Here is an 11,010-nt window from a genome sequence, read left to right on the forward strand (position 1 = left end):
GCTCACAGCTGGTCGCCGAGGTTGATGAGCCAGTTGAGCCAGGTGATGCCGGCGCCGGCGAGGGTGGCTGTGCCGAGGGCGACGAGGAGTCCGGTGCGGGCTTTGGTGGCGGTGGTGTGGTTGCCGTTCGCTGTGGCGATGGCCCAGGTGATGCCGCTGATGAGCATGGTGAGGACGGCGGTGACGAGGACGAACGTCAAGAGGGCGCCGATCACGGTGTGGAGGGTGGTGTTGTCGCCGAAGGCGCCGAAGTCGGGGTAGATGTTCACGGGTATCAGCTGCCTTCTTTGACGGTGATGTGGACGTGGTCGTAGTGGCCGCCGGTGACGTCGGTGGGGTCGTGCATGCCACCGCCGTTGTAGGGGCGCCAGCCCTCGGCATCGCGAGCGAGGGACCAGATCTGGCCTTGCCAGATCAGGTACTCGACGCCGAGGGTTTCGGCGTTGTCTTGGAGCCAGTTCGTCAGCGCCCATCCGGCTTCGAGCTGCTGGGGTGTGGGTCGGGAGCCGATGGCGTTGCCGAAGGTGACGTCACAGGCTCGTCCGAGGGGGTGTTCGGATTTGGTGCCGGGGCGGGGTGAGTAGCAGGCCCAGGAGCTGTCGGGGTAGGCGGTGAGGGCTTGGGTGTAGACGTGGAGCATGCGGGCGGTGATCTGTCCGTCGGTGGTGGGGTCATCGACCTTGCGGTCCGGGTCTCCGGCATCGGGCCTTTGGGGCGGCGCGGGCTGGGTCGCGGCCGGGTTGCAGCCTTCCTGCTCGACCGGTGTGGTGGGGGCTGGAAGGTTGCCGCTGGTGTGTTGGTCGAGCCAGGGCTGGGGGTCGGTGAACTCGCCGTCGCTGCCGCCTTGGCGGAGTTCGAAGTGCAGGTGTGCGCCGGTGGAGTAGCCGGCCGAGCCGACATCGCCGATGTGTTGTCCGGCGGTGACTTGGTCGCCGACATTGACGTGGATGCCGGTCTCCCACAGGTGGGCGTAGGCGGTGGCGATCTTCTGCCCGCCGGTGGTGTGTTCGATGATGATCAGCCCGCCGTACCCGCCGGACATCGAGGCGTGGGTGACGATGCCGTCGGCGGCGGCGAGGACGGGGGTGCCGTCGGGGGCGGAGTAGTCCGCGCCGGTGTGGAGCTTGTTCTCCCCGGTGATGGGATGGACCCGCATCCCAAATGGCGAGGTGGCGACCCAGGTGCCCTCGGGCAGCGGGAAGACCACACGCCCGGTCTCGGGCAGCTGGGGGCTGTCGGCTGTGGGGGTGGTGAGGGTAGTGAGGATCTGTTCGGCGACGGGCTCGTAGTTCGCATACCGGTCGGGGTAGGCCGACACCTCGACGGCTTGGGCGGCTTCGCCCTTGGACAGGGTCTGCCAGCCGGGGATGTCGAGCAGTCCGCGGGGTGAGGGGTGGTTGGGGCCGGTGGGTCCGCCGAAGAACGCGCGCGCCTGGTAGCCAGGGTCCATGAGGTCAGGGACGGTGCCCCATCCGGCTTGGGGTCGCATCTGGAACAGGCCGAGGCTGTCGTGGTCGGAGGCGTCCCCGTCATTGGGGTGATTCCCGGAGTCGGGGTAGACGCTGGTGTTGGCCAGCATCCGCAGATTCGACTCGGTGAGCGCGGCCATGAGCGCGATCTGCAGCCCGTCACGCGTGACGCCCTCGATCTGGGATCCGGTCTGGATGATGGTGGCGGCATGGGTGAGCTGGGTGGTGTTCAGCGTGAAGGTCTGCCCGTCAGCGGTCGTCACGTCCAGCGAGTCCGGCACCGGCCCCACCACCGACGGGCCAGTCGTGCTGGTGGTGCAGGAGGCGTTGGCGCCGGGGCTGAAGATCATCCCAACCCCCAGCAGGAGCAGGGCGGGACTGAACAGCACGAGCACGGCAGCGATGACGGCGAGTTTCTTCACGGCCGGGTCACCGCAGCGGGTTGTCGAGCTGTGACAGGCGCAGCAGGTGGCAGGTGTCGTAGGTCGGCGCGCAGACTACGAACACGGTGAACTCCACCTTGTGGGCCGAGGTGACTGGTTCGCCGTTCCAGGTTCCGGTGCGGTGCCGGGTGCCCTCGATGGTGTAGGCGACCGTGCCTGGTGCGAGTTGCCCCTCAGGTGCCTGGGCAACGGCTTCGCCCCACTGGTCGGGGATGTAGGCGCGGGCGATCGTCAGATGCTGACTGGTGCCGTACTCACGCAGGTCCTGCCAGGCGGTCCGCGAGGGCAGGTAGGCGGCGACGTCGGTGGCGAGGCCGGCTTGTTCGGTGCCGCTGGGGTCCCCGACGGCGAGGATCGCCGAGGTGTAGTCCAGCGGCAGCAGCCCGGTGGTGGTGTCCCACGCAAACAGCGTGGTCGCGACATTGCGAGCGAACTGCTCCGGATCAGCACTACTCGCCACCGGTGGCACCAGCGGCGCCCCCGAGGCCGAAGGCTTGGCGGTGCTGGTTGCGGAGGGGGACGGGCTGGTGGTGATGGTCGGTGACGTGCCCGGGGTGCTGGTCGGGGTGCAGGGGCCGGTGGCCAGGCCGTAGATCCCGACCCCACACACCAGGGCCGTGACTGAGCCGGCAGCGATCAGCACGAGCCGGCGACGCGACGAACGATCAGAAGTGTCCATGCCCAGAGGTGCACCCACCACAAACACCGGCGGGCGATTTCCAGAAGGAGACCGCCCGCTGAGGGACGTTGACGAGTCTTTGGAATCAGAGCACCGGGATTAGTTCCTCGTGGATCCAGCTGGTCAGAGTTGTGGGTGTGGTCGTTGCCAGAGTTCTCCGCTGTTCGGGGCGGAAGCCATCGCGCAGTCCGGTACTCATGCCGAGGACGGCGTCGGCCATCATTGGAGGCATCCCTACGGCGAGGTAGCGCTGGAGCATCTCGGTGTCAGTGATTTGCTCCGCCTGGACCGGGTGACCGACATGGGCAGTCAAGGTCTCGGCCACCTGACGCCAGGACAGGTCCTGTGGTCCGTGGACGGCGTGGACTCGGCGGCCGCGCCACTGCGTGTTGAGCAGCGTGAGGCTGGCGACCTCGGCGATATCGCGTGGGGCTACCCAGCTCATCGGCTGGTCGAGTGGCAGCACTGTCGTCACTTGCCCCTGCCGAACGGCATCAATGTCCAGCAGCAAATTGGTGAAGAAATAGCCGCACCGCAGGTGGGTGACATCCACATCGAGGGCATCAAGCGCGACCTCGGTGACTGCCAGGCCGTCAATCTCGCCGACACCGTGACGCTTCTCGGCACCGATGCTGCTTTGGAACACGACACGGCCGATTCCGTTGGCGGTAACCGCCTTCACCAGAGCTTTCGTGGCTAGGGTGTAGTCGGCCACGGGATCAGACGACATCACACTGGGATCGACCCAATAGATTGCGTCTACGCCCTGTGTCGCCGCGGTGACCTGCGCAGGATCAGTGGAGTTCGCCTCGACGATGTCAGCGTGTTCCCACAGCTCAGGGGCGACGTTCGTGGGCTTTCGTGCCAGGAGGAGTGGGCGCACTCCTGATCTGATCAGCATGGATGTGACGTGCCGCCCGACGTGACCCATCGGCGTCGTGACCGCAATGCGCATGTGATCTCCTTTCGTGAAGTCTTACACGGCACGCTAACGACAGATCCGGCCTGTCTTGGTCCTCATCTTGGTTGATAATGGCCTTGTGGACAGTCCTTCATCACGCGCCCTGCTCCTGCTGTCACTGTTACAGACCGGACGCGCCTGGACGGCAGCCGACCTCGCCCAGCGACTCGATATAGCAGATCGGACGGTGCGCCGGGACGTCGCCAGGTTGCGATACCTGGGATACGACATTCGGTCCGTGCCCGGACCTGGCGGAACATATCGACTGGTGCCGAGCGTGAAGATCCCGCCCCTGTTGCTAGACGCAGACGAGGTCTGCTCACTCGTCACCGGGCTGCTCCTCCTGGAAGCCGGTGGCGTAGATGAGGCAGTGACGACGGTGCGCACCAAGCTGGAACAGCTTCTCCCGCCGAAGCTGCGTCAACAGGCAGCAGCGACGGCATTGGCGACCCAAGTGATCACTCCCGTCGCCGAGCCGGTTGATTGGCGGCTGCTCGGCGTGCTGGCAGAGGCCGTGGCCCAGGGGCAGGACCTGCGCTTCACCTACACAGACCAGCATGGCAAGGTGAGCGAACGCCACGTACGCCCCTACCGGCACGCGCTGCGCCAAGGCGCCTGGTACCTGATCGCCTACGACATTCTCCGCACTGACTGGCGACTGTTTCGGCTCGACGGCATTCAACGCGCCACTCCCGAGCCGGCTGCCGCCGGCATCGACGTCCCCGACTTCCCCAGCCCCTCTATCGAGGACTGGCTCACCACTGATTTTGGACGAGTTCGGGTCTCAAACGGCTAACACGTCCGGCCAGTGCGTCCAGATCAAACGGCTGTCCCGCGTCCTGCGCTGCTCAACGAACATCCACGGCTTGGTCAACTAGACCGCTCGTAACTGCGGACGCCCATCCGCAGCCTCCTCGTTCCTCTCGTCGTCGACGTCTACAGGGCCGGAGGCGGTGGTGGTGTTGTCGGGGTTGGTGAGGGCGGCTTGGAGGGCGTCGGCGAACGCGATGGTGTGTTCGATCACGCGCAGGAACGTGGCGACCTGTTCGTCGGTGAGTTCGACGGCGAGCACGGCCGGGTCGTAGTGGGTCCACCACTGATCCAGTTCGGTCCACGTCACCACGAACGCCCGTACCGGGTACTGCACCGGCGCGTCCTCGGTGTCGTTCTTGGGTTTCTTGATGGACGCGGGCTTCGGTTTGCCACTGGATTGGATGCGGGCGAGGGCGTCGGCCGCGGCCTGATGCAACGCCTCATCGCCAGCATCGGGGCTGGCGGTGTGGTTGCGGATGGTCTCGTAGATCGGATGGACCGGGCTGCCCGCGTCGATCTGCTCCAACCCCCGTTGCGCTGCGGCCCTCACGTGTTCGGGCAGTGTCTCGTCGGTGGCGGCGTGTTCGAGATAGCCGATCTTGTCCAGCGTCTTGTACGAGGCCCCACCGGGAATCATTCCGGCAGCCTGCTCACGAGCCTCACCGGTGGCTCCCGACGGTTCCGGAAATTTTCCGGGACCGTCGGTTCCGGGCTGGTTGTCGCTGCGGAACTGGGTCGCGGCCTTGCGACGCGCAGCATCCTCGGCCATGAGGGATTTCAGTTCGCGGTAGAGGGCGGCGGCTTCCAGCGCGGTGAGCGGCTTGTGTAGGACGTTGTCGTCTTGTTCGGCCAGCAGGTGGCCGAGCCGGTCGGAGATGCCGGAGCGGACCCACACGTTGACGGTGCGCCAGCCGAGCTGCTTGATTGCCGCCAGCCGTCGTGCCCCGCAGATCAGGACCCCGTCGGGGCTGACCGTCAACGGTTGCAACAACCCATCGCGCTCAATCGAGGCCGCCAGCGCATCGATGTCACCCAGGTCGGCGCGGTGACGTCGGCCGACATGCAGGGAGTCGACGGTGCGGTCCAGCTCGATGTGCCCCGGCGTGCTCATGACCGCACCCGTTCCCGTCCCGGTATTGCGCGGACGATCACGGTGACCAGGGCGTCATCACCCAACAGGTCTGCCAGTGTTTCTCCGAGCAGCAGACGCAGCAGGATCCCGCGCCCGGCCGTCGTGGTGGCGTAGGCAGGTTCCGGGTGGCCCAGCAGGACACGTAGGAGGCACGTCCAGGCTGGGGCGGGGAGGTCGAGCAGGGCGCGAGCGTGTTTGTCGCGCCGCAATGCTTCGTAGGTGCCCCGCCGCGACCCGATCCGGGCCAAGGCATTGGTGACGTGATCCACCCCGGCCCGAGCGGAGGGTTCCGGCCAGCCCAGGAGCACGAACAATCGGGTCGCGTCCGCCACTGCTGCGTGCACGCTCGCATCCACATCCACGTTTTCCTGCTGGTCGTGGTGGTGGGGGTCGGTGAGCTGGAAGGCGGGATGGTATTCGTACAGGGGTGTTTCGCGGTCGGAGAACCGTTCGGGGTCGTGGTGGGCGGAGATGTGGGCGCGGCGGGCCTGGTGGACCGAACACAGGAGCCCTTGGGCGCGTTCTTCGTAGATGCAGGTGATCCGCACCGCATGCGTGACCACCGCCCACGGATCTGCGGCCCTCCTTGCCGCAGGCGTTCGCATCACATCAAACGCCGCCGACGCGGCCTCCCACACATCCAGGCCGTGCTTGCGCGCCAAGGGTGCGAACCGCTCCGCCGCGAACTCCAACAGCTCACTGGCTTGGGGGTTGTTGCGCCATCCGTGCTCGGCCAGATGCTCCAGCAAGGCCCGCAGCCCCTCACTGGTGCGGAAGTCAGCACTGTCGGGGCGGGGTGTCGACGGCGTTGTCGACGAGCTCCCGGTCTCAGCGGTACCGGTGGTTGGTGTTGTGGTGTGGGTCATGGTGGTGCCTCCTGACAAGCAGGTGCGCACCCCCACCCCAGACATCGGCGGCAGCGGTGTCGTCGTGTTGGCGAGATTCGTCATTGCGGGTAACCACGCTCAACTCATCCCCACCGCGGACCGACCCGACACCGACTGGCCCCGCCCGTGGCCGAACGCCGACAATGGAGCCAACCGTGCAGCTCGATCACCGACGCGCCGCGTACTCACAGTGATGCCGTGGCGGGTCTTCTGGCTCAGTGCGGTCTGGAAGTGGATGCCGCGGCCAGCGACTGTGGCGCCACGTCGGGCCAGCAGGTCGGTCGGCCGCACCCACTCCACGCCCCGCCCCACCTGTCGACCCACAGGCCGGCTTGCTGCCCGGGCGGTGCGGGCCTTGACCGCATCCGGCACCCCCTCCGCACCCTCACCCACCCCCGGGGAGCCCCCCTCTGGTCCTTCGACGTCGGGGGTGGGCTGCTCATCGAGTTCTTGCACCGGCGCCTCGCGTGGAGCAAGATCGCCCTCACTCACCGTCGGTCGGCTGATGTCCTCCATGTGGCGGTCGGGTCTGGTCAGGGCGAGTTCTTCGGGATCGGGTGGGCCGTAGTCGTCGTGGACCGGCGGCTCCACTGGGTGGTGCTCGTGTTCGTGGGTGCTCATGATTCCTCCTTCATCGATGGACTGGTGTCAGGTTCAGAACCTCTCGTCGGTGTGGAGGTGAGCCAGCGGCCCACCGTGGACGGATGCACGCCCAGCTCGGCGGCAATCTGCTTGTTCGACCACCCCTCACTCCGCAGCCCGGCAGCCCGCTCTCGCCGACCCACCCCAGCCGTCCCCGACGCGGAAACGTCAGGTCCGGTTGACCCTTCACAATCCGGCGGGGCGGATCGGTCGGCCTCGGGTGCTTCCTCGGCGTGCTCGGCAGCGGGATCTGGTGCAGGCGAAGTCACCGGTTCGTCGTCAGCGCCGATGGGATGGGCGCTGACGGTCCCCGGGAGTGCCGCCGGTGGCCGGCCTGACTCGATGCCCGGCCCTGGGCCGGGTGTGGGCCGGTCGTGCTGTTGGGTGACGGTCTGCCAGATCACCGGCTGTGAATCGGTGGTGTGGGTGAGGACGACGGTGAGGTGGGTGATCGCCAGCAACACCACGGGCGGAACCGCGGCAATCGCTGCTGCCAACAAGGCCGGGACGTCGGCATCGGCGGCGACGATGGCGTGCAGGGCGTTGGCAGTGACCGAGACGACGGCACCGCCGATCAGCAGGGCCCAGGGATACCAAGCGGCCTTCTGCCCAGCCAGAGCGACCACGGCGACGGTGGCGACCACGATGATGCCGTCGACGATCAACGGCCACGCCCACGCCTGACCTGCCCCGATGCCCGAACGGGCCGCGAGATCAGCCAGAGAGGTGAAGGACAGCCAGAACGCCCCGATCGCGATGAACACCGTCCCCGCGACCGCCGTCCGCACCGCCCACCGCCGCGCACTCACGCCAGCCCCCAACCCGCGCCCACCGGCACCCGCACCGGCGATGCTGCCGCTGGTCCGGCAGTCTTGGGTGCTGTGGACGTGGTGGGGTGGGTGGTGCGGTAGGCCGACCGCACGGTGGCGGCGATCTCCCGCGGCCCCAACCCCGCCTCAGCGGCGGCAGCGCCGAGCACATCCACCGCCGTGGCAGGTGCGATGTCGTGTTCCGCAGCCCGACAGGCCGCCCAGAACAACCCCCGATTCCGCTCGCCCTCACCCAAACCCGCCACCCACGCAGCCAGCCGCGATACCACCACCCCAGGCTCGCTTTGAGCCATGCCGCGATCAGCAGCAGCGCGGGGTTGCGGGGCGGGCCGGGGGTCGAGGAAGTCCCGCAGCGCGTCACTGTCGATCCCGGACGACGCCCCTTGCCGGACCATGACCAGCCGATATGAGCCGGCGTCGGTGTGTGAGGGTGGGATGACGATGTAGCCGCCATCGCCGCGGAAATCCACACCGGCTCGGGCAGCTTGCCACGATCGCTGCACCACATCCGGCGTGGCCGGGTAGTAGCCATGCCGTCCACCCGAGGGGGAGACCACCGTGAACACCGGCATCCCCACCCGCCCCGCATTGAGGGCGCGGCGCATGCTCTCCCGGCCATCGACGTGCTCGCGGACATCAACATCCACGACCACGACACCGGACGCCGCCCCGGTCGGCAGCCCCAGGTTCGCCTCCGGCCACCGCGTCCACCAGTGCTCGATCTGGGTGAGGTCAGTGGAAGCGTCGTGGAACCCCCGGGCCGTGAGGGGGCGCTTCTGCCCGGGCACGCACGGAAACACCGACACACCCGCCGAAGCAAGATCACCCGCCACCCGCCCCAGCGACCGATCCGCACCAGGAGCGAGAAGCCGGGCCAAGTGGTAGAGGTTCGGACTCATAGCGCCACCGCCTCAGGCCCCGACACCACCCACCCCGCCGACTCCGACACCGCCGGCGCAGCAGGGGCCTGCCGCGTCGCGGGTTCGCGAGTGGAGGTGTCGCGTTCCAGGCCCGGCGGGGTGCCGTTGCCGACCTGAGTGGTGTCGAGCTGCTCCAAAATCCCCAGCGCGGCTTTGCGGACCCGTTCCCCGGTGGCTTTGACCACCTCGACCGGGTCCTGGCCCTCCACCCGGGCCGCCCACGTCGACACGTACGGGACGGTGTAGCCGGAGGTATCCATGCCATGCGCGGCACCCACCATCAGCGCCACCGATTCGGCCTCCACCTCGCCGATCCCACGATGCTGCCGCGCCTCACTGGAGTCCGGGTCATGCAACAGGACGTGGCCGAGTTCGTGGGCCAGGGTCTTCACCTGCGCGGCCGGGTCCATGTCGGCACGCACCGACACCACCCGGTTGTTGTAGTCGGTCAGCCCGTTCGCCCCGAAAATCTCCGACGCATCCGCAACCAGCCGCAGCTCAAACCCAGCCTTCGCGACCTGGTCGGCAAGTCCCTCCCACAACCCGACAGGAGCCTGCCCCTGCAACAACCGCGGAGCCGGCGGCTCAGGAATCGGCTCGCCAGTGGTCTGGGAGGCGTCCCAGACGTAGGCGGGGCGGACGCCGACCATCTTCGTGCGCACCGTCTCACCCGCACGCGGCTTCTCACCCTTCCCAAGGCGTCGCCAAGACTCAGCATCCTGCGGGGTTGCCGAGGCGAACCGTGCCGTCACCGGCGCCAAAATCTGATACCCCGGCCGCCCCTTCGAGACCTGACGGCCCAATTGCTGCCATTGCCTATACCCGGCGACATGCGACGGCACCGGGTCCGGCACCAGGCCCAGCCCGTAGGCCTCCTGATGCTGGGTGAAGATCAGAATCGTGTTCGCGAACGACCGCGCCCGAAACCGGGCCGCGAACTCCAGTGCTCGGGCCCAATCCTCACCCGAGACCAGCTGCTCGACCGCACCCGTCAGCCGCTCATGAAGCGCATCAAGCTTCGCCTCCCGCGCCGCCCGAGCATCCTTGCCCGAGGTTGCCATGCCGGTCTCCTTCCGCGAACCTGCCCACCGGGTCGAAGAACCGACCCGGTGACCATCAGGTACGCCGGAACCACCAGCACTAGAAGACGGACAACAAGGAACCCCTACAGTGACCGCCAGGAACCCAACGAACCCGACGTGTCACACCCGGCCTAGCAGGTGCACTGAGATCAGGCCATGCGTTGCTTCCAAAGATGAGCAGAATCGTCACAAGGAAGCGGCGTTTGGAATCATCAACACTGAAGCGATCTCGACTTCTTGACCACAGTGCGGGCACTTGGCGTGCCCATCAGTGAGTGGTGTGACGGGCCGAGCGCGTTGCTGAGACTGGTCACGGTACTCAGTAGGAAGGAGGCCAGTGATGCGTCGAAAGTGTCGCGCAGCATTGCCTCGGCTGCGCCATCCCACCTCGTGCATCAGTTCACCGACAGGACGTCGGCTGCGCGCGAGCAGTGTCGCGAGCTGGACGCAGCGAACCCGCGTCAGGTACTTCATCGGGCTGACCCCGTACCGGCGAGCGAAAACTCTACCCAACTGAGACGGCGAAATGTGCACCTCTCTTGCCAGTGACTCCAGAGTCCATTGCACTTCCGGCCGGTTGTTGAGTAGTGATGCAGCAATCTCAGCAGGGTCAGGTTCCGCCACTTGACGTAGAGACCCCATGCGGTTGCGACTCATGGGAGCCTCCGAAGACCCATCCGCGTGGAGGTCGAGTGCTTAGCGCGACAGGGCTCGATCGCTGCGCAAGAGGAGAACGATGCCCATGAACCCGACAAGGCATGCAGCCGCTGCGAGCGCCAGCGAAACCTGGTACCCCTCAGTCCCGCAGGAGGGTTCACGGGCCATGAACGCCGCGTAGATGCTGCCTAGCAACGTGACGGAGATCAGGCTGCCGAACTCGTATGACACTTCCTCGACGCCGGAAGCCATCCCTGCGCGATCAGCAGACACGTTGGAAATGATCGTGGAGGAAGCCACTGTGATCAGGACTCCAATTCCTGTGCCCGCGAGGAACAGGCTGACCGCGAACATCCACAAGTTCGCCTCCAGAACCAGGGTTGCCAGTGCATAACCGGCTCTTCGTAGTTGAGCGTGGTCGTGTCGTAACGCAAGGCGGCTCGTGGCCTTGCTGAGGATGGGTGTTGCGAAGCATCCAACCTTGAAGGACACGAG

12 protein-coding genes and 2 pseudogenes are annotated in these 11,010 nt (G+C 66.9%); 2 read left to right on the forward strand and 12 right to left on the reverse strand.

Translation table 11 applies throughout. The features are described from left to right. Positions 1 to 2 precede the first annotated feature (2 nt). From ACR4XW_RS12215 to ACR4XW_RS12230, 4 genes are all read right to left on the reverse strand, one after another. On the reverse strand, positions 3 to 269 hold the full coding sequence (locus ACR4XW_RS12215) for a DUF6112 family protein (protein WP_224355028.1): 267 nt from the start codon (positions 267 to 269) through the stop codon (positions 3 to 5). 5 nt (positions 270 to 274) lie between these two features. Next, on the reverse strand, positions 275 to 1,891 hold the full coding sequence (locus tag ACR4XW_RS12220) for a M23 family metallopeptidase (protein ID WP_434760824.1): 1,617 nt from the start codon (positions 1,889 to 1,891) through the stop codon (positions 275 to 277). A gap of 7 nt (positions 1,892 to 1,898) precedes the next feature. Then, positions 1,899 to 2,591 carry a hypothetical protein gene (locus ACR4XW_RS12225; protein WP_434760825.1) on the reverse strand — a complete coding sequence of 231 codons (693 nt, stop codon included), beginning with the start codon at positions 2,589 to 2,591 and terminating at the stop codon, positions 1,899 to 1,901. Positions 2,592 to 2,676: 85 nt separating this feature from the next. After that, on the reverse strand, positions 2,677 to 3,546 hold the full coding sequence (locus ACR4XW_RS12230; RefSeq protein WP_434760826.1) for an NAD(P)H-binding protein: 870 nt from the start codon (positions 3,544 to 3,546) through the stop codon (positions 2,677 to 2,679). A gap of 85 nt (positions 3,547 to 3,631) precedes the next feature. Between ACR4XW_RS12230 and ACR4XW_RS12235 the strand changes: the two are divergent. Continuing rightward, positions 3,632 to 3,793 (forward strand): annotated as a pseudogene (locus tag ACR4XW_RS12235) (helix-turn-helix domain-containing protein); the annotation flags it as partial. Between the two features lie 36 nt (positions 3,794 to 3,829). Next, positions 3,830 to 4,348 carry a helix-turn-helix transcriptional regulator gene (locus tag ACR4XW_RS12240; protein WP_235829200.1) on the forward strand — a complete coding sequence of 173 codons (519 nt, stop codon included), beginning with the start codon at positions 3,830 to 3,832 and terminating at the stop codon, positions 4,346 to 4,348. Positions 4,349 to 4,426: 78 nt separating this feature from the next. On the opposite strand, the gene ACR4XW_RS12245 is transcribed toward ACR4XW_RS12240, so the two are convergent. The 8 genes and pseudogenes from ACR4XW_RS12245 to ACR4XW_RS12280 all read right to left on the reverse strand — a co-directional run. Then, a complete protein-coding gene (locus tag ACR4XW_RS12245; protein ID WP_434760827.1) occupies positions 4,427 to 5,476 on the reverse strand; it encodes a ParB N-terminal domain-containing protein in 1,050 nt (349 codons plus the stop codon). Continuing rightward, positions 5,473 to 6,363: a hypothetical protein gene (locus ACR4XW_RS12250; RefSeq protein WP_434760828.1), complete on the reverse strand. Its 891-nt coding sequence runs from the start codon at positions 6,361 to 6,363 to the stop codon at positions 5,473 to 5,475. The genes ACR4XW_RS12245 and ACR4XW_RS12250 overlap by 4 nt, the downstream gene beginning before the upstream one ends. Positions 6,364 to 6,462: 99 nt before the next feature. Further along, the gene (locus ACR4XW_RS12255; RefSeq protein ID WP_434760829.1) at positions 6,463 to 7,005 is read right to left on the reverse strand and encodes a hypothetical protein; all 543 of its coding nucleotides are present in this window, start codon (positions 7,003 to 7,005) and stop codon (positions 6,463 to 6,465) included. Then, positions 7,002 to 7,835: a helix-turn-helix domain-containing protein gene (locus tag ACR4XW_RS12260; protein WP_434760830.1), complete on the reverse strand. Its 834-nt coding sequence runs from the start codon at positions 7,833 to 7,835 to the stop codon at positions 7,002 to 7,004. Before ACR4XW_RS12260 ends, ACR4XW_RS12255 begins: the two co-directional genes overlap by 4 nt. Then, on the reverse strand, positions 7,832 to 8,734 hold the full coding sequence (locus tag ACR4XW_RS12265; RefSeq protein ID WP_434760831.1) for a bifunctional DNA primase/polymerase: 903 nt from the start codon (positions 8,732 to 8,734) through the stop codon (positions 7,832 to 7,834). The genes ACR4XW_RS12260 and ACR4XW_RS12265 overlap by 4 nt, the downstream gene beginning before the upstream one ends. A gap of 17 nt (positions 8,735 to 8,751) precedes the next feature. Beyond that, positions 8,752 to 9,837, reverse strand: a complete 1,086-nt coding sequence (locus ACR4XW_RS12270; RefSeq protein WP_434760832.1) for an ArdC-like ssDNA-binding domain-containing protein — start codon at positions 9,835 to 9,837, stop codon at positions 8,752 to 8,754. Positions 9,838 to 10,044: 207 nt separating this feature from the next. Beyond that, entirely contained in the window at positions 10,045 to 10,515 is a 471-nt protein-coding gene (locus ACR4XW_RS12275) for a helix-turn-helix transcriptional regulator (RefSeq protein ID WP_434760833.1), read from the reverse strand. Between the two features lie 39 nt (positions 10,516 to 10,554). Beyond that, positions 10,555 to 11,010: pseudogene (locus ACR4XW_RS12280) on the reverse strand (hypothetical protein); the annotation flags it as partial.

This window comes from Pseudenemella bisphenolivorans (genome assembly GCF_051133435.1).
Taxonomy (GTDB): Bacteria; Actinomycetota; Actinomycetes; order Propionibacteriales; family Propionibacteriaceae; genus JAAYAO01.